Source organism: Aliiroseovarius sediminilitoris (assembly GCF_900109955.1).
Classification (GTDB): Bacteria; Pseudomonadota; Alphaproteobacteria; order Rhodobacterales; family Rhodobacteraceae; genus Aliiroseovarius; species Aliiroseovarius sediminilitoris.
This window is the reverse complement of the sequence record NZ_FOJB01000001.1, coordinates 2,078,523-2,101,302: the sequence shown is the minus strand read 5'-3', so window position 1 is coordinate 2,101,302 and position 22,780 is coordinate 2,078,523. Positions and strand designations below refer to the sequence as shown.

The 22,780-nt window shown below is 59.7% G+C and carries 21 protein-coding genes and 1 pseudogene; 5 read left to right on the top strand and 17 right to left on the bottom strand.

The annotated features are described in order from the left end of the window. Positions 1 to 24: 24 nt before the first annotated feature. From BMY55_RS10350 to BMY55_RS10335, 5 genes and pseudogenes are all read right to left on the bottom strand, one after another. Positions 25 to 297 (bottom strand): annotated as a pseudogene (locus BMY55_RS10350) (Hint domain-containing protein); the annotation flags it as partial. 236 nt (positions 298 to 533) lie between these two features. Next, on the bottom strand, positions 534 to 1,409 hold the full coding sequence (locus tag BMY55_RS10345; protein WP_245744713.1) for a fructose bisphosphate aldolase: 876 nt from the start codon (positions 1,407 to 1,409) through the stop codon (positions 534 to 536). A gap of 239 nt (positions 1,410 to 1,648) precedes the next feature. Beyond that, a complete protein-coding gene (gene hemP, locus BMY55_RS10340; protein WP_091430443.1) occupies positions 1,649 to 1,819 on the bottom strand; it encodes a hemin uptake protein HemP in 171 nt (56 codons plus the stop codon). Continuing rightward, on the bottom strand, positions 1,816 to 1,941 hold the full coding sequence (locus tag BMY55_RS17165; RefSeq protein ID WP_281242449.1) for a hypothetical protein: 126 nt from the start codon (positions 1,939 to 1,941) through the stop codon (positions 1,816 to 1,818). Before BMY55_RS17165 ends, hemP begins: the two co-directional genes overlap by 4 nt. A gap of 181 nt (positions 1,942 to 2,122) precedes the next feature. Further along, a complete protein-coding gene (locus BMY55_RS10335) occupies positions 2,123 to 3,313 on the bottom strand; it encodes a phosphoglycerate kinase (protein WP_091430441.1) in 1,191 nt (396 codons plus the stop codon). Positions 3,314 to 3,474: 161 nt separating this feature from the next. Here BMY55_RS10335 and BMY55_RS10330 point away from each other — a divergent pair, with 161 nt between their 5' ends. From BMY55_RS10330 to BMY55_RS10320, 3 genes are all read left to right on the top strand, one after another. Beyond that, on the top strand, positions 3,475 to 3,975 hold the full coding sequence (locus tag BMY55_RS10330) for a peptidylprolyl isomerase (protein WP_091432366.1): 501 nt from the start codon (positions 3,475 to 3,477) through the stop codon (positions 3,973 to 3,975). Beyond that, positions 3,968 to 4,609, top strand: coding sequence for a peptidylprolyl isomerase (locus tag BMY55_RS10325; RefSeq protein ID WP_245744712.1), 642 nt, complete (start codon positions 3,968 to 3,970; stop codon positions 4,607 to 4,609). Before BMY55_RS10330 ends, BMY55_RS10325 begins: the two co-directional genes overlap by 8 nt. Positions 4,610 to 4,708: 99 nt before the next feature. Beyond that, positions 4,709 to 5,683 (top strand): DUF3179 domain-containing protein, encoded by a 975-nt coding sequence (locus BMY55_RS10320; RefSeq protein ID WP_091430440.1) that lies wholly within the window; start codon positions 4,709 to 4,711, stop codon positions 5,681 to 5,683. A 79-nt stretch (positions 5,684 to 5,762) separates the two neighbouring features. On the opposite strand, the gene trpE is transcribed toward BMY55_RS10320, so the two are convergent. From trpE to tyrS, 5 genes are all read right to left on the bottom strand, one after another. Beyond that, a complete protein-coding gene (gene trpE / locus BMY55_RS10315) occupies positions 5,763 to 7,274 on the bottom strand; it encodes an anthranilate synthase component I (RefSeq protein WP_091430438.1) in 1,512 nt (503 codons plus the stop codon). Positions 7,275 to 7,305: 31 nt separating this feature from the next. Beyond that, positions 7,306 to 9,147 (bottom strand): SurA N-terminal domain-containing protein, encoded by a 1,842-nt coding sequence (locus BMY55_RS10310; protein WP_091430436.1) that lies wholly within the window; start codon positions 9,145 to 9,147, stop codon positions 7,306 to 7,308. An 81-nt stretch (positions 9,148 to 9,228) separates the two neighbouring features. After that, the gene (locus BMY55_RS10305; protein ID WP_091430434.1) at positions 9,229 to 10,410 is read right to left on the bottom strand and encodes an aminotransferase; all 1,182 of its coding nucleotides are present in this window, start codon (positions 10,408 to 10,410) and stop codon (positions 9,229 to 9,231) included. Positions 10,411 to 10,637: 227 nt separating this feature from the next. After that, on the bottom strand, positions 10,638 to 11,528 hold the full coding sequence (locus BMY55_RS10300) for a hypothetical protein (protein WP_091430433.1): 891 nt from the start codon (positions 11,526 to 11,528) through the stop codon (positions 10,638 to 10,640). A 144-nt stretch (positions 11,529 to 11,672) separates the two neighbouring features. Then, positions 11,673 to 12,926 carry a tyrosine--tRNA ligase gene (gene tyrS / locus BMY55_RS10295; RefSeq protein WP_091432360.1) on the bottom strand — a complete coding sequence of 418 codons (1,254 nt, stop codon included), beginning with the start codon at positions 12,924 to 12,926 and terminating at the stop codon, positions 11,673 to 11,675. 129 nt (positions 12,927 to 13,055) lie between these two features. Between tyrS and BMY55_RS10290 the strand changes: the two genes are divergently transcribed. Then, complete coding sequence (locus BMY55_RS10290; RefSeq protein WP_091430431.1) at positions 13,056 to 14,144, top strand: anhydro-N-acetylmuramic acid kinase; 1,089 nt, start codon at positions 13,056 to 13,058, stop codon at positions 14,142 to 14,144. Between the two features lie 22 nt (positions 14,145 to 14,166). On the opposite strand, the gene BMY55_RS10285 is transcribed toward BMY55_RS10290, so the two are convergent. The 5 genes from BMY55_RS10285 to BMY55_RS10265 form a co-directional block, all read right to left on the bottom strand. Then, entirely contained in the window at positions 14,167 to 14,508 is a 342-nt protein-coding gene (locus tag BMY55_RS10285; protein ID WP_091432357.1) for a DUF427 domain-containing protein, read from the bottom strand. 64 nt (positions 14,509 to 14,572) lie between these two features. Beyond that, the gene (locus BMY55_RS10280) at positions 14,573 to 16,372 is read right to left on the bottom strand and encodes an aminopeptidase P family protein (protein ID WP_091432352.1); all 1,800 of its coding nucleotides are present in this window, start codon (positions 16,370 to 16,372) and stop codon (positions 14,573 to 14,575) included. A 101-nt stretch (positions 16,373 to 16,473) separates the two neighbouring features. Next, complete coding sequence (gene cobT, locus BMY55_RS10275; RefSeq protein ID WP_091430429.1) at positions 16,474 to 18,348, bottom strand: cobaltochelatase subunit CobT; 1,875 nt, start codon at positions 18,346 to 18,348, stop codon at positions 16,474 to 16,476. Between the two features lie 100 nt (positions 18,349 to 18,448). After that, positions 18,449 to 19,435 carry a cobaltochelatase subunit CobS gene (gene cobS / locus BMY55_RS10270; RefSeq protein ID WP_091430428.1) on the bottom strand — a complete coding sequence of 329 codons (987 nt, stop codon included), beginning with the start codon at positions 19,433 to 19,435 and terminating at the stop codon, positions 18,449 to 18,451. Between the two features lie 240 nt (positions 19,436 to 19,675). After that, the gene (locus tag BMY55_RS10265; protein ID WP_091430427.1) at positions 19,676 to 20,302 is read right to left on the bottom strand and encodes a J domain-containing protein; all 627 of its coding nucleotides are present in this window, start codon (positions 20,300 to 20,302) and stop codon (positions 19,676 to 19,678) included. A 74-nt stretch (positions 20,303 to 20,376) separates the two neighbouring features. On the opposite strand from BMY55_RS10265, the gene BMY55_RS10260 reads away from it, so the two are divergent. Then, a complete protein-coding gene (locus BMY55_RS10260; protein WP_091430425.1) occupies positions 20,377 to 20,634 on the top strand; it encodes a BolA family protein in 258 nt (85 codons plus the stop codon). A 14-nt stretch (positions 20,635 to 20,648) separates the two neighbouring features. Here the strand turns inward: BMY55_RS10260 and BMY55_RS10255 are convergent, their stop codons facing one another. Further along, the gene (locus tag BMY55_RS10255) at positions 20,649 to 21,062 is read right to left on the bottom strand and encodes a hypothetical protein (RefSeq protein WP_091430423.1); all 414 of its coding nucleotides are present in this window, start codon (positions 21,060 to 21,062) and stop codon (positions 20,649 to 20,651) included. A gap of 123 nt (positions 21,063 to 21,185) precedes the next feature. Further along, positions 21,186 to 22,700, bottom strand: a complete 1,515-nt coding sequence (gene gatB / locus BMY55_RS10250) for an Asp-tRNA(Asn)/Glu-tRNA(Gln) amidotransferase subunit GatB (RefSeq protein ID WP_091430422.1) — start codon at positions 22,698 to 22,700, stop codon at positions 21,186 to 21,188. Between the last annotated feature and the right edge of the window lie 80 nt (positions 22,701 to 22,780).

Below are 22,780 nucleotides of genomic sequence, written 5' to 3'. Positions count from 1 at the left end.
TCGTGTTGTGAATCCCAAATCGAATCACCGTGCGGTTTTTTTGGGCAAGGGCAGGGTCGTCATGGCTTCCGATCCCAGATACAGGCTTTCGGCTGCGATACGGTTTGCGTTCAGGATTTGGTGATCATCCAACAGAACGTGGAGATAGCAAAAGCCGGTGTCCGGGCGAAGCACCCTGATGCCCTCGCATCCCGCAAGGTCTTTTGCGGCGGCCAGTATCTGACTTGTGCCGAACATGCGTTGGGCGATCTTTCCCTCAAACAGAATGCGATGCTGGCGCGAGATCAAAAGCGGCTTTGATGGCCGGCTCTCCCGCGATCAATTTGAACCTCGTTGATCGAGACACCGCCAAGAAGGGTGCTGGCCATGGAACGCGCCTTTTCACCGGTTCACTTACTCTTACACTTCCCAAACGCGTATGCAGGGTTTTACGGAAAATGCAGAACGCGGTCGGGCGGCACCTGGTCTGGTGGATTTCAAACGCAAACGCCCGCAGCGTGAGCCACGGGCGCAATGCACGACTTGTCGCTGGATCAGCCCGCGATCGAGGCCTGATAGATGCTGTCGATCGTGTCCGCGATGGTCGCGTTGAACTCTGCGTCTGATTGTTGGACCGACAGTCCTTCGGTCAGGGCGCGTGAGAAACTGGCGATCATACCGGTGTTCTGGCTCAGCCGCGCATTGGCTTCGGCCCGGCTGTAACCGCCCGACAGGGCCACGACGGCAGCAATGCGCGGGTGATCCACAAGTGATCTGTATTGGTTCGGCGTCTCGGGCAGGGTCAGCTTCAGCATCACAGTTTGATCATCTGAAAGCGCGTCGAGTTGCGATTTCAACTCGGTCAGCAACAGATCCTCCGCTGCCGCCTTGTCCGAGATCGAGATGTTGATCTCGGGCTCGATGATCGGCACCAGACCGTGGGTCATGATTTGTTTTGCGACGTCGAATTGCTGCGCGACATTGGCCCTGATGCCATCGGCGTTGGCCGCATTGATGACCGAGCGCATCTTGGTGCCGAACACGCCCGCCTTCACGGCGCGCGCGCAAAGCGCATCCAGATCGGGCATCGGTTTCATCAGTTGCACGCCGTTTTCTTCGTTAGCCAGCCCCTTGTCGACCTTCAGGAAGGGCACAACGCCGCGCTCTTCCCACATATAGGTTGCGGTGGGTTTCCCTGCGATCTCGCGGTCCATTGTCATTTCAAACAGGATCGCGCCAATCACCTTGTCACCGGAGAAAGCCGGGGCCTGCGCGATACGTGTGCGCATGGCGTGGATCAGGTCAAACATCTCGGCCTCACTGGAGTAGGCATCTTCCTCGATGCCATAAAGGCGCAAAGCCTTCGGCGTCGAGCCGCCCGACTGGTCAAGTGCTGCAATAAAGCCCTGTCTGGCTTTGATCTTATTCATTTGTGCTTGGTTTGGCATGTCGGTCCTGTCTCAATCCGGTGAGTATCCCCTGTTCTAGGGGACTGGCCCGGACCATGCAATTGTGCTGGCGCTAACGAAGACAAGAAGAATTCACATTGCGGCGGTCAGATCAGGTTGGGGGCAAGGCGGAATGAAACGGTCGTGGACCTTGCCCCCAGCTTTGGCGCGCAGGGAATGAGGCGCGCGGGATCGCAGCCAGGCACGCGCCATTGCACAGGTTATTTCGTCAAAATCAACTTGCCCGCACGCGTGATCGTCAGGGTATAGACCATGTTGTTCAGCACGATTTGAGCCTTCTTGCCATATCCGGTCAGGTCCAATGCGTCGTGCTTGGGCGGCGTGGTCTGGCTTGCCGTGTCAAAAGCCGAGGCGGGCAGGGGGGCGGTCATCTGTGGTCTCCTTCAAGGCAGGCTTCGATCCATGTGGCCAGCGATCGCAGGCCTGGCAGGATGGGCAGCGGGGTTGGAATGTCGGTTCGAGCCAGTTGCGGGCCTTCGAAAGGGGTGGTCATTGTTGCGCTCCTGTCGGATGAGCATTTGTCGCTCGCAGTTCTCCGGCTGGTCGCGTTGGCAACTGGCTGATATCCATAACCTACTAAAACACTCAGAATATAGTCAAGCCAAGAAATCAGGCAAAAGAAAACCCCGCCGCCAGTGGTGGCGCGGGGTTCAAAACTAAGTTAATTCAGCGGTTTATTCGGAAAGAGCCGCCACGCCAGGAAGCTCTTTGCCTTCCATCCACTCCAGAAATGCACCGCCTGCGGTCGAGATATAGGTGAAATCCTTGGCGGCATCGGCTTTGTTCAGCGCGGCGACCGTGTCGCCGCCTCCTGCGACTGATACAAGATGCCCCGCAGCCGATAGTTCGGCGGCTTTCTTGGCGGCCGCATTGGTGGCGGCATCAAACGGTTCGATCTCGAACGCGCCAAGCGGGCCGTTCCAGAGCAGCGTTTTTGCGGCGTCAAACACTTCGGCGATGCGGGCCACTGTGTCCGGCCCCGCGTCAAGAATCATCGCATCCTGCGGGCAGGCATCCGCGGCAACCGTTTCATTTGCCGCACCCGCCGCAAATTCACGGGCCACGACAACATCCGAAGGCAGGATGATTTCGCAGCCTTCATCCTCGGCTTTTGCAAGAATGTCGCGTGCGGTATCGGCCATGTCATGTTCGGCCAACGATTTGCCCACATCAATCCCTTGCGCGGCAAGGAACGTGTTGGCCATGCCCCCCCCGATGATCAATTGGTTCACCTTGCCCACCAGATTGCCCAACAGGTCGAGTTTCGTGGAAACTTTGGCCCCACCAACAACTGCGACCAGTGGGCGTTCGGGATCGCCCAAAGCGGATTCAAGCGCCGACAGTTCGGCCTGCATCAGCCGGCCTGCACAAGACGGTAGCAAATGGGCCAATGCCTCGGTCGAGGCGTGCGCCCGGTGCGCTGCCGAGAACGCGTCGTTGCAATAGACATTCCCAAGTGCAGCCAGTGATGCCGCGAAAAGACCGTCATTCTTGGTTTCGCCCTCGTGGAATCGCGTATTCTCAAGCAACAGAACCTCGCCGCTCTGCAACGCCGCGACGGCCTTTTTGGCCGGGCCACCGATGCAGTCCTCGGCGAATTTGACCGGGCTGCCCAAAGCAGCCTCCAGCGCCGGTTGCACCACGGACAAAGACATTTCCGGCACGCGTTGACCTTTGGGACGTCCGAAATGCGCCAGCAGGACCGGTTTGCCGCCAGCGTCCAGAATATCGCGTATCGTCGGCAGGATACGTTGGATGCGGGTGTCATCCGTGACCTTCCCATCCTCGACCGGCACGTTGATATCCACGCGCGTCAGCACAACCTTGCCGTCCAGATCCATATCGTCGAGTGTTTTCCAGGCCATTGGTCCCTCCATCAGCTACGGGGCAGTTGCACATCAAAAGCCGGTCGGGGTCAACGGGTATGGTGATGAAAATGCGCCTGTCGCCTCTTTCATCTTGCCCCGTGGGGGCATAGGTTGGCCCGCGAATGCAGACCCAACAGACGAACCGGAAGGAGGCCCAGATGGCCGATTACAAAGACCCCGAAAACACCATCGTGATGGAGCTGAAAGGCGGCACAGTGGTGATCGAACTTCTGCCCGATGTGGCCCCAAAACACAGCGAGCGGATGAAGGAACTGGCCCGTGCCGGCGAATATGACGGCGTTGTCTTTCACCGCGTGATCGAAGGCTTCATGGCCCAAACCGGTGACGTGGCCAATGGCAAAGACCCCATGACCCTGCGCCGTGCGGGCACTGGCGGCTCGTCGCTTCCCGACCTGCCTGCCGAGTTTTCGAAACTGCCCCATGATCGTGGGACATTGGGTGCCGCCAGATCGCAAAACCCCAATTCGGCCAACAGCCAGTTTTTCATCAACTTCAAGGACAACCATTTCCTGAACGGACAATACACTGTCTATGGCCGCGTTACATCGGGCATGGAACATGTGGACGCCATCACCCGTGGAGAGCCACCAGCAGAGCCTGATGTTATGATCTCGGTCAAGGTGGCGGCAGATGTCTGAAGACTACGGCAAACGTGACAGGACGATCTTCTGGATCGCATTCCTCGCCGGCGTTACGATGGTCGTGGGCTACGCGATCTATACCCTCTGGCCACGTGAACCGGCCGAAGTTGATTTGTCGGCGTTGAGTGATGCCCCCAAACTGGAGCTGTCCATCGCAGGGCAGGCACAGGGCACAGTGGTGATCACGCTGCGTCCCGACCTGGCCCCGAAACATGTTGAACGGATCGCCCAACTGGCCCGTGAAGGCGCTTACGACGATGTGGTGTTTCACCGGGTGATCGACGGTTTCATGGCTCAGACCGGCGACGTGGAATTTGGCCGTGTCGATACCAATGATGCCAGCCGTGCCGGGATGGGGGGATCGCGCTATCCCGATCTGCCGGCCGAGTTCTCGGAGGTTCCTTTCGTGGAAGGCACCGTCGGCATGGCCCGGTCGCAAAATCCGAACTCTGCCAACAGTCAGTTCTTCATCATGTTCGCCCCTGGGCCCTTTCTCGACGGAAAGTATACGGTCGTGGGCCAAGTGACCCAAGGCATGGATGTGGTCCATGCCATCAAACGTGGCGAGGGGCAGAATGGCGCTGTCACCAGCCAGCCCGATGTGATCACCGAAGCGCGCGTGGTCGACTGACCGCAGCGCACGATCGCTCAAACCCCTGTGAAGGGGGCTATGGGGCCTCATCTTTCTCTGTCAGGATAGCTTCGGACAGTCCCATGAAAGAGAGGCCCCATGCGTATCATCCTGACGGTGCTCACCATCAGTCTTGGTCTTTGGGCGCATGAATTGCGCGCCGAACCGAAAAACTGGGTCTCCGAGTTTCCAAAAACCGATTTCACCCGAACAAATGTCGACGATTGGTCCGAGATTCTGTCCGGCGGGCCCGGTCGCGACGGCATCCCGGCGTTGACTGACCCGAAATTCGTGAATGTCGGGGACGAAACGCGCCTGGGTGCGCGCGAACCAGTGCTGACGCTTGAATTGAAGGGTGCCGCGCCCCGCGCCTATCCACTGCGATACCTGACCTGGCACGAGATCGTGAATGACCGCGTCGGCGGGGTTCCGGTGGCCGTGACCTTTTGCCCCTTGTGCAACTCGGGCTTGGTGTTCGATCGCCGCGTGGCGGGCCAGACCCTGACTTTCGGCGTGACGGGCAAGCTCAGAAACTCGGACATGGTGATGTATGACCACCAGACCGAAAGCTGGTGGCAACAAGCCATTGGGGAAGGAATCGTAGGACTACACACCGGATCGCAGCTGGAACAGCTTCCGGCCTGGATGGAAAGCTGGGCCGAATTCGCCAAGCGCAACCCCGATGGATTGGTCATGGATCAGCCCGCGGCAAGCCGTCCATATGGCCAGAACCCATATGCAGGCTATGACAGCCGAAGCCGCCCATACCCATTCTTTTCAGGCGAAAACCCCCCTCACGGTGTGCCTGCACTGGCTCGCGTCGTTCGTGTTGGTGAACGCGCGTGGCCAGTGGCGCGCCTGTCCAAGGCAGGCCGGATCGACGAGGCCGGGCTGACGATCAGCTGGACCTCTGGTCAAGCGTCGGCTTTGGACACGGCGCGCATTGCCAAAGGCCGCGATGTCGGCACCATTCGCGTGCGGGACTCACAGGGTCGCGATGTACCCCATGACGTGCTGTTCGCCTTTGCCTTTCACGCCTTCTGGCCCGATGGCACATGGATGCTGGGCAACTGAGCTGTTGTTTCTTCTGGCAACAAATATCCTGGGGTGAATGCGCATCGCGCAGAGGGGCAACGCCCCTTTCCCTCAGCCCTTACCCGTTTCCCCCACCCGTGAACATCGCGGCATCTTCCGCCGCCCGCCGGATGGCTTTTGATTTGTTCACCGTCTCTACATACTCCGCCATCGGGTCGCTGTCATAGACGACGCCCCCCCCGGCCTGAATATAGAGCTTCTCATCCTTCACTACGGCGGTGCGCAAGGCGATACACATATCCATGTCACCACCCGCGCTGAAATACCCCACGCCGCCGCCATAGACGCCGCGCTTTTCCGGCTCCAATTCGTCGATGATCTCCATCGCGCGCACCTTTGGCGCTCCGGAAACCGTCCCGGCGGGCATTCCGGCGAAAAACGCCGACAATGCGTCCTGATCCTCGTGCAATTCGCCCACCACGTTGGACACGATATGCATCACGTGGCTGTAGCGTTCGATGATGAACTCTTCGGTCGGGCGCACCGTGCCGATCTTGGCCACACGCCCCACATCATTGCGCCCCAGATCCAAGAGCATCAGATGCTCGGCCAGCTCTTTCTGATCGGCCATCAGATCGGACTCATAGGCCTTGTCTTCCTCGGGTGTGGTGCCGCGCGGGCGGGTGCCGGCGATCGGGCGGATTGTCACTTCGCGGTCAAAGACGCGCACCAGAATTTCCGGCGACGCACCCACCACCTGAAAGCCGCCAAAGTTGAAATAGAACATGAAAGGCGACGGGTTCGTGCGGCGCAGGCTGCGATAGAGCGCAAACGGGGGCAAGGGAAAATTCTGTGTCCAGCGCTGGCTGGGCACAACCTGAAAAATATCACCGGCGCGGATATAATCCTTGGCTGTTTCCACCGCTGCCAGATAATCGGCCTTAGAGAAATTTGACACCAAGGGCCCAAGTTCGCGCGCCTCGCCCAGATTGCGTGTTTCGGCGGGGGCGGCCCGGTCCAGATCGCGCAACGCGTCCATCACCCGTTCGGCGGCCTGAGCATAGGCCGCCTTGGCCGACAGGCCGCTGTCCACAAAGGCAGGCGACACAAGCGTGACGTCGCCTTTGACCCCATCCAGCACGGCCACCACCGACGGACGCATCATCATCGCATCGGGCAGGCCAAGCGGGTCGGGGTTCACGTCTGGCAGATGCTCGACAAGTCGGATCATGTCATAGCCCAGATAGCCAAACAGGCCGGCGGATGCGGCGGGCAGGTCGGCGGGCAGGTCAACCCGGCTTTCCGCCAATACCGCGCGCAACGCGTCCAGCGGGTCGCCAGCCATATCCTCAAACGCCTCGGCGTCAAACCGCGCCTGCCGGTTGATCCGCGCGCGATCGCCCCGGCACTCCCAGATCAGATCCGGCTTCATCCCGACGATGGAATACCGCCCCCGGACTTCACCTCCGGTCACGCTTTCCAACATGAAACTGTCCCGCCGCGCCTCGGTCAGTTTCAACATCAGGCTGACCGGCGTGTCCAGATCGGCCGCCAGACGGGTGTAGAGCACTTGGTTCCGTCCGGCGTTCCAACCGGCTTCGAAATCCTCAAACGAGGGTGTCAGAGCCATCAGGTTTCCTTTCCGGTCGCTTGTTTGCGGGTCACTGGAACTGTGCGTTTACAGCGTTGATGACGGCGCGATTCAACTCGATCCCGGCGCGGGCCTGAACGGCGCGGGCAAAGGCGTTTTCCACATCCAAGGCGATTTCCTGCGCTGTGCTGGCGGCGAAACTCGCTTTCAGTGCCTTTGCATCTTCGCTATCCTGATCAGCGGCTTGCACCGCGTCCAATCGGACCAAAACCACGCTGTCATCCGATTCCAGCACGCGCCAGTCGCCCTGTTCCATCTCGAACACGACAGCCATGAAATCCGCAGGTGTGCCTTCGACAAAGGCGTCGCGCGTCTGCCCTTCTTCAATCACTTCGGTCAGGCCGAGCGAGGACAGAGTTTCCCCTCCCTCAAGCTGTGGGATAAGCCCACGTGCCTGTTCTGCCAAAAGTGTCAGCTTCTTTTCAGCTTCCCACCCCGCCCGAACAGCCTCGGCCACTTCCGACTGCTCTTGCAAGCGAGGGGCCTGAAGCGCGTCCAGTCGCAGCGCAAAGACGCCGCCATCCTCCAAAAGCGTGATCGCGGGAAAATCGTCCGTCGTGACCGCCTCAGCAGCCTCGCGGAAGGCGTCATAGGCGGCAATGCCTTCGCTGTCCCCGGCGGTCCAATTCAACGTGCCCACACGCATATTGTTGCTTTTCGCAATCTCCTCAATCGTTGCGCCACCGGCGATCTGGTCGTCAAGCTCAGTCACCATGTTGCTGATCAGACGACGTGCCGCATCTGCGGCCAATTCGCCATGCAGGTCTTCGCGCACCTCCTCATAGCTCGTCTCGCGCGCTTCAAGAATTGCGTTCATGCGAAACAGGGCAGGGCCAAAGTCGCTGTCATGCGGCCCCGTTACGCCTGGCTCGGTCAGCGCAAACACCGCGTCGCCAGCCGCGTCGAGTTCGTCTTTCGGCAGGTCGCCAAGATCAATATCGGACAGTTGCAGATTGCGTTCGGCCACAAGGTCTTCGAATGTTTTTTCACCCGCTGCGATCGCATCAGCGGCAGCCTGAGCGTCCTCGGTGGTGCCGAACACCAACCGCTCGACCATCCTGCGTTCCGGCACCAGATATTCAGAAGCACGCTCGTCATACAGCGCGCGAATTTGCGCTTCGTCCACCGTGATTGTCGGGATGACATCTTCCGGGTTCATCCATGCATAGGTGATAACCTTGGTTTCCGGCAGCGTGAAATCCTGTGGGCGTGCGTCGTAATAGGCGGTCAACTCGTCCTCGGTCGGGATCGGCACCGGGGTGGTCAGCTGATCCATCGGAAGCGTCGCCCAAGTGAAATCACGTGTCTCGCGTGCATATCCATAAAGCGTATCCACATAGACAGGCTGGGTCGCCACACCATTGACCACTGCGGCTTGTAAAATCTGGCGACTGACCTCGTCGCGCAGACTTTTTTCGAACTCGGACGCGGTCAGCCCCGATTGCTCCAACGCGAATGTATAGCCCTCGCGGTCAAACTTTCCATCGACGCCTTTGAAGGCCGGAATATCGACGATCCGGTCGCGCAACTGCGCATCGCCGACCGAAATACCCAACCGTGCAGTTTCATTCTCCAGCGCGGCTGTGGCGATGACACGCGCCAACACTTGCTGATCCAGCCCAAAGCCGCGCGCCATTTCCATGGTCAGACGCTGTCCGGTTTCAGCCTGAAAGGCATTCATTTCCGATTGCAACTCGCGCAGATACCGGTTGGCATCCACTTCGGTGTCGCCCACGGTAGCAACCGTGCGGACCGAGCCGCCGAAATTGGTCGAGCCAAACCCCACGAGCCCCACCATCACCAGACCCATCAGGATCCAGCCGAAAGTGCGGGATGTCTTGCCGGTTGCCATGCGCGTGTTCCTTTTACCACCTGTTTGCAAGGGTTTTAGGTGAGCCAGCCGGGAATGCCAATATCTGTTGATGCGACTCGGTCAAGGACGGAAAGCGGCCAGCCGCTTTTGCACCTCTGCGATGCCGGCCTCGTCGATATTTGCAAAGGCCACGCGCATCTGCTTTGCGCCGTCGGCGTCCCCCACAGGTGTGAACATGGTGCCGGGCAGGGCAAGGATGGCGCACTGGTCCACCAACGCCCGCGCCAGTTTGTCCGACGGCAGGTCAAACGGGTGGTGCAGATAGGCAAAATAAGCACCGCAGCCCATCAGGCGCCAGCCATGCTCGGTCAGGGGCACAAAACCCGCGCGCATCGCGGCGGCCCGTGCGAGTATCTTTTCACGCTCCGCCCCAAGCCAATCGTCCAGATTGCGCAATCCCCACAGGGCGGCATGTTGGCCAAGCTGCGCAGGGCAGATGGTGACGGTGTCCAGAAATTTCTCGACCTCCGCCAACCGCTTGGGCGCGGTCACAATCGCCCCGACGCGATGCCCCGTCAGCCGATAGGATTTCGAGAAGCTGTAAAGGTGGATCACCGTATCGTCCCAGTCGGGATCGACAAACAGATCATGCGGCGCGCCGGGTTGAGAATGAAAATCGCGATAGGTTTCGTCGATGATCAGGGCGATCCCGCGGCGACGGGACAGATCGCGAAACGCTGAAATCACCGATGGCGGATATTCAACCCCGGTCGGATTGTTGGGCGTGACCAGAACGATGGCGCGGGTGCGCGCGGTGATCCGAGTCTCGGCGGCTTCTGCATCGGGCACCAAATCGCCCCCCGTCGCCAGCGGAACCGCGTTGATTCCCGCCATATCAAGCCACATTTTATGGTTGAAATACCATGGCGTCGGCACGATGATCTCATCCCCCGGTGCCGCCAACGTGGAAATCGCCGCGCAGAACGCCTGATTGCAACCCGAGGTGATGGCGATATTATCGCCCTCTACACGACCGCCGTAATGGCGCGTGATGTTAAAGGCCAGTTCCGACCGAAGCGCCGGCAATCCCAACACCGGGCCGTATAGGTGCACATCGGTCTGTCGCAAGACGGCGTCGGCCATGGCCTGCCGCATCGCGTCTGGCGGAGGGTCGACGGGCGCGGCCTGACTGACATTGATCAGCGGCTTGTCCGCGCTGAACACCTTGCCCGCGACCCAACGCCGTGCGTCCATGACAGGGGGGGAAACGGTGGCGGCAAGATGGGGATTGAACGGCGTCATGGCACATCGGTCCTGTGTTTTGCCACAACCTAGCCGCCACCCGGGCAAACGACAATTCACCTTGACCACCCCCCCGGCTTTTTAAGTGCTTCTTCTGGCGCGAAATATCCCGGGGTAGGGCCAAATCCACGATTTGGACCGAAGGGGCAGCGCCCCTCAGGCTCACATCGTGAGCCACCGAACGCCACCGAAAGCCGACCCAACCCGCCGGCAAACTGCCCCTGCGCTCAGTTCAGGCTGAAATACTCGTTGGCCACGCGCGCAAACCGCGCGATATCCAGCAACACGCCCTTGATCACGCCCTCCATGCCCGCGACGGCCAGCTTTCGCCCCTTGCCGTTCTCCGACGCATATTCGAAAATGCTGTCACAGGTCTTGTCCAAAAAAATCACGTCATTGGTCGGATCTTCGTAATCAACGGTGCAGGACCGCAGCGACCGTCCCGATGTCTTTTCCGCGAAGAAACTCAGCGTCGCTCCACCTTCCTTGGCCCCGCTATTGACGAAGATCTTGAACAGCCGGTCGTTCGGTTTCAGGGTCTTGGAGTGTTCCGGGTTGCCCATCAGGGAACTGCTTGTGGCGGCATCCGCGATTTCCTGCAACAACCCCCGGTTCTCCTGCATGATCTTCGGGTCCGGAACCAGCGCCAGTTTAGGTTGCGGGTTGTAGGACTTGATCAGGCTTGCCGCCTCGAAGCTCGCGGCGGCACGGGGCAGGAAATAGGCATAGACGCGGGTTTCGAAATCGGTCAGGGGACGGCTCTGAAACTCTTTGTCCGCGAAGGTCTTGATCCTGTCCGCCGTTCCATCGCAATCGAAATCAATGATCTTGTTGGGAAAATCGTCCTCGGCATCGGATAGCCAGATCAGGAACTGGCAGACTTCCTTTTCGACGTTAAAGGTGAAGGAAAAGATTGCCTTGCTCCAGTATTCCACCCGGATCGTGCGCCAGCCGCCCTCCTCGGCGATGGTGGGCGCTGATCGGGCCGCGGCATAGGTGCGCAGGAACGGCTCGGCGATGCGGTCTTGGGCAGTGACGACCCCGGCGAAGGCACTCCCCGCCAGACCAAGTGCCGCTGCCCATGCCCAACGGGCCATCACCCTTTTGAACGTCGACATCCCGTCCCTCCCCCGGAACTGAACGGAGGAAGAATAGCATATTCGCGTCAGATCAGGAAATCGTTTGGCGCACGGACGCAGGTCGTCGAAAGGCGGGCGCGCATCCCGTCAGACCGAACGCACAGGGCAAAGGCCGTCGCAGGGTCAGCCCTCAAGCACCACAAGCGCGTGGCGTTTCTTGCCCGCCGACAGTTTCATTGGTTGGCCCAGATCACCGGCAACAACCATCCGCCCGGCATCTGTCAGCGCTTCGTCGTTTACTCTGGCCCCGTTCTCGGAAATCAGGCGCTTCGCGTCCTTGCCGGATTTCGCCAGCCCGGATTTGACGAACAACTGGACAATCGACATCCCGTCGCCCAAATCGATCGGGCTCAGCGTCAGGGTCGGCAGATCATCACCTGCGCCCCCTTTCTCGAACACTTCGCGCGCCGTAGCCTCGGCGGCCTTGGCAGCATCCGCGCCGTGCAGCAAGGTCGTGACCTCATTGGCCAGGATGATCTTTGCCTCGTTGATCTCGGCCCCTTCCAGCGCGCCCAGGCGGTCGCATTCTTCGACCGGCAATTCGGTGAAGATTTTCAGGAACTTGCCGGTGTCCGCATCGGTCGTGTTGCGCCAGAATTGCCAGAATTCGTAAGGGCTAAGCATGTCACGATTCAACCAGATCGCACCGCCCTGGCTTTTGCCCATCTTCCGCCCGTCCGAGGTGGTCAAAAGCGGCGTCGTCATACCGTAAATCTCTTGGTCCAGCACCCGGCGGGTCAGGTCGATCCCGTTCACGATATTGCCCCACTGGTCCGATCCGCCCATCTGCAACAGACAGCCATAGCGGCGGTTCAGCTCAAGGAAATCATAGGCTTGCAGGATCATGTAGTTGAACTCGAGGAAAGACAGGCTCTGCTCGCGGTCCAGACGCGACTTCACGCTTTCAAACGACAACATCCGGTTGACCGAGAAATGACGCCCGATATCGCGCAGGAAATCGAGGTAATTCAGCCCGTCCAGCCATTCGGCATTGTCCAGCATGATCGCGTCGGTTTCTCCGTCGCCATAGGTCAGATACTTCACAAATACCTGCTTCATGCCCGCGATATTGGACGCGATTTGGTCAGGACCGAGCAGAGGGCGTTCGTCCGACCGAAACGATGGGTCGCCCACCTTGGTCGTACCGCCACCCATCAGGGTGATCGGCTTGTGGCCGCATTTTTGCAACCACCGCAACACCATGATGTTCATCAAATGACCCACATGCAACGACTGCGCTGTCGCGTCATAACCGATATAGGCCGGAATAACCCCCGCAATCAGCGCATCATCCAGCGCCTGATAATCGGTGCAGTCGGCCAGAAAGCCGCGCTCGATCATCACACGCATGAAGTCGGATTTTGGGTGGTAGGTCATGTTCTTTTGGTCCATCCTGATCGTTGAACCCCCCATATAGACGGGGGGCGGGAAAAGGAAAAGAGCGTGTTGAAAACCATCGACAAGGGCGCGTTGCGCGCATGTTTGGGGCATGGACCGGCCTGGGCGATGGGCTGCATGTCCGGCACGTCTTTGGATGGGGTTGATGCTGCACTGGTCGAGACCGATGGCGATGTGATTACACGGTTTGGTCCAACCACGTTTCATCCCTATTCCGATGCTGAACGCAATATCTTGCGACGCGCTTTGGGCAAATGGCAGTACGCGCCCGAGGTGCCCGCCGCAGCTGATATCGTTGAAACCGTTCACAGGGCTGCTATCACCGAATTGATGCAGAACGACCCGGCCCCCGTGCTTCTGGGCTTTCACGGCCAAACCTTCGCCCATGACCCGCAAGGCCAGGGCACCCATCAGGCGGGAGACGGGCAGGCACTGGCGCAGTCCGTCGGGCTGCCGGTGGTGTGGGATTTCCGCAGTGCCGACGTGAAGCTGGGCGGCGAAGGCGCGCCGCTTGCGCCGTTTTTTCACCACGCCTGCGCGCGGTTCATCAAGGCGGACGCGCCTTTGGTTTTTCTGAATTTGGGTGGCGTTGGCAATGTGACATGGGTCGATCCGTCGCGTCGCGCACCCGATGCCGCAGGTGCCTGTCTTGCCTTTGACACGGGCCCCGCCAATGCGCCAATGGATGATCTGATGCAGAAAAGGCGTGGCAAATCACATGACGAGGGCGGGCGACTGGCACTGTCGGGTGCGACAAAAACTGAGGTTGTCGATCTGTTTCTCGGCCACCGCTATTTCCACCGTATGCCCCCCAAGTCACTGGACAGAAATGACTTTCCGGATCTTTCCGCGATGGTTGAAGATTTGTCGGACGCCGACGCCCTGCGCACGCTGACTGCCTGCGCCGCAGCCGCTGTCGCGCGCGGGATGGAGCATTGTCCAACCCCGCCTGCGCGTGTGTTGGTGACAGGTGGTGGGCGTCGCAATGCGGCGTTGATGGCTGAACTTCGCGCTCGATTGCCCATGCCGGTCGAAGATATCGACACCACCGGGTTGGATGGTGACATGCTGGAAGCGCAAGCCTTTGCCTATCTTGCTGTGCGGGTGGCACGGGGGCTGACCACGTCAGCGCCGACCACAACAGGAGTCGCTGCCGCCGTGGGTGGGGGCATTGTCTCGATCCCGACGGAGGACTAAGCAGGCCGCTGCGATCTGACAGTCAGGTGCGGGCAATGGTTGCTTTGTCGGCGTAAAAGGCAAGATGGTCTTTCAACTCGGACAACCCCTCTACCGGGGCATCATACATATAGCCTGCATCCTCGATCACCGTCGATTTCGTCTGGATCGAGTAATGCCGCGCTTCGCCGCGATAGGGGCAGGTGGTGATCGTGTCGCTTTTGTCCAGAAACGCCATCGCCACGTCACTCTTTGGGAAGTAGATAACCGGGGCACGATTGCCCTCGATCACTTCAAGCGCGGATTGGCTTTCGCCCAGCACCGCCCCACCTGCACGAACGGTCCATTTCCCCTCGGCGGGGCGGATCTTGATTTGGTCAGCCATGGTCATCCTCGATTTGCAGGTTCCTCGCGCGGAACAATATCAGAAATTATCTAAAGGTCGCGTGTCAAATCGGCGCACAGGTCGATTTCAGCCACCGCAACGCAGCGTCATCAAGCCACGGCGTCAGCTTTTCGACGCAAGTCGCGTGGTAGTCGTTGAGCCAGGCACGTTCTTCGCCCGACAACATCTCGGGGATCACAAGGTGACGGTCGACAGGGACGAAGGTCAATGTCTCGAACGACAGCATGTCACGCTCGGCGTCACCACCGGTGGGGCAGGTTGCCTTTTCCACGACGATCAGGTTTTCCAGCCGAATACCAAACGCCCCTTCGCGGTAATACCCCGGTTCATTCGACAAGATCATCCCAGGCAACAGCTCGACATCCGAGATCGCGTTGAACCGTTGCGGTCCTTCATGCACAGACAGATTGGCACCTACGCCGTGCCCGGTGCCATGGTTGAAATCCTGATGCGCTGCGAACAGCGGATAGCGTGCGATCGGGTCCAGATCGCGCCCGGTCCGCCCCTTGGGGAAATAGACGCGTGACAAGGCAATCATGCCCTGCAAGACACGGGTATAACAGCGCTTTTCCTCTTCTCCTACATCACCGACACGCAAGGTTCGGGTGATGTCAGTGGTCCCGTCGCGATACTGCCCGCCGCTGTCCAGCACCACCAGATCGCCGGGGGCAAGGGGGCGGTTGGTCTCGTCGGTCACACGGTAGTGCATGATGGCCCCGTTCGGACCGGCCCCGGCTATCGTCTCGAACGAAATATCCAACAGCGCGTTTGACGCGCGGCGTTTTTCCTCCAGTGTCTTGACCAGATCAATCTCGGTCAACGAGGTTTTGTCCTCGGTGTCATACCAGGCAAGGAATTCAACGACGGCTGCGGCATCGCGCAAATGCGCCTCGCGCGCGCCTTTCAACTCTGTCGGGTTCTTCTGCGCCTTGGGCAAGATCGCCGGATCGCCACCCCAATCGACAGCGATGCCTGCCTTGTCAAGAATTTGCGAGACAGCCAGCGGGGCGGTCGCCTTGTCCACGCGAACGGGGCCATCGAGGGTTTTCAGGTGGCTTGCGAAATCTTTGACCGGGTGCAGCGAAACATCCTTGTCCAATTGCGCCTCGACCGCGCGCCCCTCGGTGGTGAAAAACGCGACCGAGCCGTCGTCACCCAAGATCGCGAACCCCTGCACCACGGGAATGCAGGGCAGGTCATCGCCGCGGATATTCAACATCCATGCGATGCTGTCTGACAGGGTCATCACGCAGGATTTCTGCCCCGCCGACAACAGCCCATCGGCCAGTTCCGAGCGCTTGTCGGCACTGGTCATCCCTGCAAATTCAATAGGTTGATCGATGATCTTGCCATTGGGCGCAGGGGGGCGATCATCCCATATCCGATCAACCAGATTATCGGTCGGGACAAGCGCGACCCGCGTGCCGTCCAACGCTTTCTCGATTGTCTCTATCTCAGATTTGGTGTGTAACCACGGGTCAAATCCGACCTTAGCGGCCTTGCCCGCCAGCGTGTCCTTCAGCCACGGTCCGGGCAGAGTTTCAGGCCAGTGAACCGGGGTAAACGCCTCCATATCGGCCTGCGCGCGCACCTGAGTGCGATAGCGTCCATCCACGAAAATTGCTGCGTGATCTTTCAACGCAATACAGAACCCGGCCGATCCGGTGAAGCCCGTCAACCAGCGCAAACGTGCATCGCAGGCGGCGACATATTCGCCTTGATGGGCGTCGGCACGCGGAATGATGAAACCGTCCAGCCCCTTCATGGCCATCGCACGGCGCAAACGCTCCAACCGAACTGGCCCATGCGATGGATCAGCGGTGGTGTCAAACGATTGAAACATGAACATTCTCCGATTTCCGGGGTGATCAGGAAAGGGCGCGCGCGACCTGATGGCCGACAATGCGCGCAACATGCCGTGAAATGCAGCCAGTGGAAAGGGGGTCAGCTGACCTTCTTTATGCCCAGCAGACGTGCCCGCGCGCGCGGATCGGAATCAAACAATGACGCGAGCTGCTCGGTCATCGCACCGGCCAGTTGCTCGACATCCGTGATGGTGACAGCGCGGTCATAATATCGTGTCACGTCATGGCCGATCCCGATTGCCAACAGTTCGACCTGTTTGCGTTTCTCGACCATGGCGATCACGTCGCGCAGGTGTTTTTCCAGATAATTCGCGGGGTTGACCGACAAGGTTGAATCGTCGACCGGCGCCCCGTCGGAAATCACCATCAGGATCTTTCGCTGTTCGGGCCGGGCGGTAATCCGACGATGCGCCCATTCCAGCGCCTCACCGTCGATATTTTCCTTGAGCAGACCTTCCTTCATCATCAGGCCCAGATTGTCACGCGTCCGCCGCATCGGCGCGTCAGCCTTCTTGTAGATGATGTGGCGAAGATCGTTCAGACGACCGGGTTGTTGCGGACGACCATCGGCCAACCATTTCTCACGCGCCAGCCCGCCCTTCCAGGCACGTGTTGTGAAGCCCAGCACCTCGACCTTCACCTGGCAGCGTTCCAGCGTGCGCGCCAAGACGTCGGCACAGATCGCCGCAATGGAAATCGGACGCCCCCGCATCGAGCCGGAGTTGTCCAGCAGCAATGTGACCACGGTATCGCGGAACTCGGTGTCCTTTTCCTGCTTGAACGACAGGGGAGTTGTGGGGTTGGCGACGACGCGCGCCAAGCGCCCTGCGTCAAGAATGCCCTCTTCCAGATCAAACAACCACGACCGGTTTTGCTGCGCTTGCAGGCGCCGCTGCAACTTGTTGGCCAACCGGCTGACCGCGCCCTTGAGTGGTTCCAACTGCTGATCCAGATAGGCACGCAGCCGTTCCAACTCGGCCGGTTCGGCCAGATCCTCGGCCATGATCTCTTCATCATGTTCGTTGTTGTAGACAAGGTAGTTCGGGTCCGCATCGGATGCAGGCGGCGGCGAGGGTGGTTCCAGCGGGGCATCCGCTTCGGGCATCTCCGCCTCGTCGCTTAACTCGTCCTCGGCCATGTCATCCAAAGACACCTGCGCCTCGGACTGATCCATCTGATCGTCTTGCGAGCGTTCGGGGTCGGCCTCGGCCTCTTCATCCTCTTGGGATTGCTCGTTCTGTTCGTCGTCCTCGGCCTGATCCTCGTCCGGCTCGGCGTCATCCTCGGACTGGTCGTCTTCGTTGTCCGGGTCGTCGCCCAACTGATCGCCATAGCCCAGATCTTCGATGATCTGACGAGCGAAGCGGGCAAAAGCCGTCTGATCGTTCAGTTTTTCACCCAGATCGTCCAGATGATCGCCTGCCTGACCTTCGATGAAGTCGCGCCACAGGTTCATCACATTGGACGCAGCAGGGGGCATATCGCGCCCCGTCGCCAAGTGCCGCATGAGGTATCCCGCTGCCGTCGCCAGCGGAGCATCAGCAGTGGCAGTGATCTGGTCAAAGCCCGCGCGCATCGCGTCGGTTTCGATCTTGGCGTCGATATTGCCCGCCGTGCCCGGCATATCGCGCGCGCCCATCGCCTCGCAACGGGCGGTTTCCATCGCCTCATAGATTTCACGAGCCATACCGCTGGCGGGCGCGTATTTCGCATGGGTCGCCTCGTTGTGATAGCGCAGCTTCATCGCATAGGCATCCGCCGTGCCGCGTGCCAACAACACCTCGTCCCGCGTCATCCGCCGCGTGACCTGTGGCAGCCGCATCGCGTCTTTCGTCACCCCCGACGGGTCCACCGTAAAGCTGACCGACAGTTCCGGCTCATCTGCAAGCGTCTTCGTCGCCTCGGCCAGCGCTTTCTTGAACGGATCAGCAGGGTTGTCGGTGGGTTTTTTCATCTGGTTGCTGCTTTGTTACGCTTGGGACTGCACAGATCCACGAAATGAAGCTGCTCGGATACGCGACCGGACTGGCAATGTGATATTGGTCGGCTGACGATCACCCCAAGCTCATGCTCACTGCGCTTTCCGGCAGTTCCTCGTCAAAACACCGCTGATAGAACTCGGCCACGATCTGGCGTTCAAGCTCGTCACATTTGTTCAGGAAGGACAGGCGGAACGCATAGCCGACCGAACGGAAAATATGCGCGTTTTGCGCCCAGTTGATCACGGTGCGGGGGCTCATCACTGTCGACAGATCGCCGTTCATGAAGGCCGTGCGGGTCAGGTCAGCGACCGTCACCATCTGGCTGACGGTCTTGCGGCCCTTCTCGGTGTTCAAAAGCGGGTTCTTCGCAAGCACGATGTTGGTTTCCGCGTCATGGCTCAGATAGTTCAACGTGGCCACCAGTGACCAACGGTCCATCTGCGCCTGGTTGATCTGTTGCACGCCGTGATACAGACCGGTCGTGTCGCCCAGACCCACGGTGTTCGCGGTCGCAAACAGCCGGAAGGACGGGTGCGGGGTGATCACCTCGTTCTGGTCCAGCAGCGTCAGCTTACCGTCATGCTCCAACACTCGCTGAATGACGAACATCACGTCCGCACGGCCGGCATCATATTCGTCGAACACAATCGCGGTCGGGTTGCGCAGCGCCCAGGGCAGGATGCCTTCCTGAAACTCGGTGACTTGCATCCCGTCTCTCAGTTTGATCGCATCCTTGCCGATCAGGTCGATCCGGCTGATGTGACTGTCAAGGTTCACGCGCACGGCGGGCCAGTTCAGACGGGCGGCAACCTGTTCGATATGGGTCGATTTCCCGGTGCCGTGATAGCCTTGGATCATCACGCGACGATTGTGTGAAAACCCTGCAAGAATTGCCAACGTCGTGTCGGGATCAAACTTGTAGGTCGAGTCAATTTCAGGCACGCGGCTGGTGCGATCCGCGAACGCTTTGACATGCATGTCGCTGTCGATCCCGAAGACCTCGCGGACCGAGATTTCTTCGGTGGGTTTTGCGTTCATATCCTGTGTGCCGTCAGCCATCTGCGTAGTTCCTTCTGCCTCGCGCGTCGCAACCCGACTTTGATGCCCGATGTATGAAAGGGGTGCAAGGGGAAGTGGCCGAGATTCGCGGCGTCAGAACACGCTGGCCATAGAAACATCCCGGAACTGGTTCGACCACCTCCCGTTGTTTCTTCTGGCCCAAAATATCCTGGGGTGAATGCGCAACGCGCAGAGGGGCAACGCCCCTTTACCCCTCGTGCAACCTAGTTCGGCGGTGCCCTACTTGAAGCTGCGGCTTTCCTTGATCTGATCCCACGCCCAGACGACCTGCTGCAACTGTTCTTCCTGCGACCGGTCGCCGCCGTTCATGTCAGGGTGCAACACCTTGATCAGCTTCTTATAGGCTTTGCGAATCTCGGCCTTGGTCCAGTGATCCTTGGCCTCCAGAATGTCGACCGCACGACGTTCGGTCGGGGGCAGTTTTCGGGTGCCTGTGATCGACTTGCCGGGGTTGCGCGTGGCGTTCTCGCCCAGCACCTGATGCGGGTCATCGACGCCCAGGCGCGCCCAGGCCCGTTGTTCATCCTTCGAGCCGAACGGCTTGGTTTCGCGCTCCCACACCCGATCCTTCTCGAACTGTTCATGGACTTCATTTTCGGGGGCACCCTCGAAGAAGTTCCACTTCAGATTATATTCCCGCACGTGGTCTTTGCAGAACCACTTGAATTCGTCCAGATGATCGGGCGAGCGCGGCGCGCGGTATTGGCCCTGTTCCTGGCACCCGTCGTGTTCACACACCCGTTTCGAGGTTTCGAACGCGCCAGACATCCCACGCTTGCCGCGCGGGTTCTTTTTCTTGGCGGCCGAAACCGACATATCAAAACCAAAAGGATCGTTGTTGGGCATGGGAATACTCTTTCCGACTCGGACCCGAGAGTTTACTGCATTTTCAAGACGATTGAAGAGGAAAAGGGCAGGAAATGAACAGGGCAGAGCAGATTTCCGAGGCGTTGGACACGGCATTTTCACCACAACATCTTGAAGTCATTGATGAAAGCGAAAGTCACAGGGGGCACGCAGGCTATCAGGATGGTGGGCAAAGCCATTTCCGTGTCGTGATCCGCGCGCCGATTTTCAGCGAGATGTCGCGCGTGGCCCGTCACCGGGCGATTCACGCCGCGCTGGGGGCCGAGTTGGTGGGGCAGATACACGCTCTGGCGCTGGACGTGGCGGGCTGAGCCGCCGCGCCCGATCAGGTTTCCTGACGCGAAATTGCCGGCGCGCGTTCGCTGACTGTGTTTGCTTCTTCCGCCGATGGCAGGGACGGCGCCTTGTGACTGTCCGCAGCATCGATGGGGGCGGCGATGGACGGCGCGCGGCGAACCGGTGTGCCCTGCGCTTCCGCAATCTCGGCCTCTACGGTTTCGTCCAGCACCAGCGCGCGACGAAACACCAGGATGTTCTGGTACACCGTCGTGCGCCCGGTGAAGCCGGACCGCTCTTCGCTGGGCAGGGTGTCGGCGCGCAGATACTCCCAGCCGTCGGCGGCCATGTCGTTCAGCAGTTCGGTCACTGCATTGGCAAACCGGTCTTCGCTGGTTTTGATCCCGCGGGCCTTCTTGCCCTTGCGCGGGGCGGGGATGGCTTCGTATTCGAACTGGGTCATGGCGTGTTTCCCTTAAAACTGGCTGGCGCACCCTAGACGATCGGCGCCCGGGCTACCAAAGAGGATTGAACGGCTTGCGGAAATCCGCCTGAGGGCAGGCTGGCTGCCCTTGGCGGGGCTGATCTATAGCCCCAATTTCGCGGTCACGATCTCGTTCACCGCTTTCGGGTTGGCCTTGCCGCCAGTGGCTTTCATCACCTGCCCGACGAAGAACCCGACCAGTTTCGGATTCTGTTTGGCCTTTTCGACCTGTGCGGGGTTGGCCGCGATCACCTCGTCCACGGCGGCTTCGATGGCGCCGGTGTCAGTGACTTGTTTCATGCCGCGCGCCTCGACGATTTCCGCCGGGTCGCCGCCTTCGGTATAGACGATCTCAAACAGGTCCTTCGCGATCTTGCCGGAAATCTCGCCCTTGGTGATCAGCTCGATGATCGCGCCCAGTTGCGCCGGGCCGACCGGGCTGTCGGTGATCGCGTGATCCTCTTTCTTCAAACGGCCGAACAACTCGTTGATGACCCAGTTGGCGGCCAGCTTGCCGTCGCGCCCTTCGGCGACGGCTTCAAAGAACGTCGCGCTTTCCGCGTCAGCGGTCAGAACGCTGGCGTCATATTCGGACAGGCCGAAGCTGGTGACGAAGCGCGCCTTCTTCTCGTCCGGTAGCTCAGGCAGAGTTTTGGCGATGTCATCGACCCAGCCCTGTTCGATCTCCAGCGGCAGCAGGTCGGGGCAGGGGAAGTAGCGATAGTCATGTGCTTCTTCCTTGGACCGCATCGACCGTGTCTCGTTCTTGTCGGCGTCATACAGGCGGGTTTCCTGCGTGATCTCGCCTCCATCTTCCAGAATGGCGATCTGGCGGCGGGCTTCAAAGTCGATGGCGGCCTGAATGAAGCGCATGGAGTTCATGTTCTTGATCTCGCAGCGCGTGCCCAGATGTCCGAAATCCTGCGTTTCCATGTATTTCTCGTATTGTCCCGGACGACAGACCGACACGTTCACATCGGCGCGCATGCTTCCGCTTTGCATGTTGCCATCACAGGTGCCCAGATAACGCAGGATCTGGCGCAGCTTGGTAACATAGGCGGCGGCTTCTTCCGGGCCACGAATGTCGGGGCGGCTGACGATCTCCATCAGGGCGACGCCAGTGCGGTTCAGGTCCACGAAGGACATGTTTGGATCCATGTCGTGCACGGATTTGCCAGCGTCCTGTTCAAGGTGAATGCGTTCGATCCGCACGCGGCGCGCAACGCCGGGTGCCATGTCGACGATCACTTCGCCTTCACCCACGATCGGGTGATAAAGCTGGCTGATCTGATAGCCTTGCGGCAGATCGGGATAGAAATAGTTTTTGCGGTCAAATGCGGAAAACAGGTTGATTTCCGCCTTAAGGCCCAGCCCGGTGCGCACCGCTTGTTCCACGCAATATTCATTGATCACGGGCAACATGCCGGGCATGGCGGCATCCACGAAGGCGACATTCGAGTTTGGTTCGGCGCCGAATGTGGTCGATGCACCGGAAAACAGTTTGGAATTCGAGCTGACCTGCGCGTGGATTTCCATCCCGATAACCAGTTCCCAATCGTCCTTGGCCCCGGCGATGACTTTTGGTGCAGGGGGTTCATAGGCGAGATGATCCAGCATGTGCTCATTTCCCGTGTTTCGTGATCTTCTGGCCTTCTAGGGCAGGTGCAGGCGCGGGGCAAGAGGCTGCGGGCGGGTCG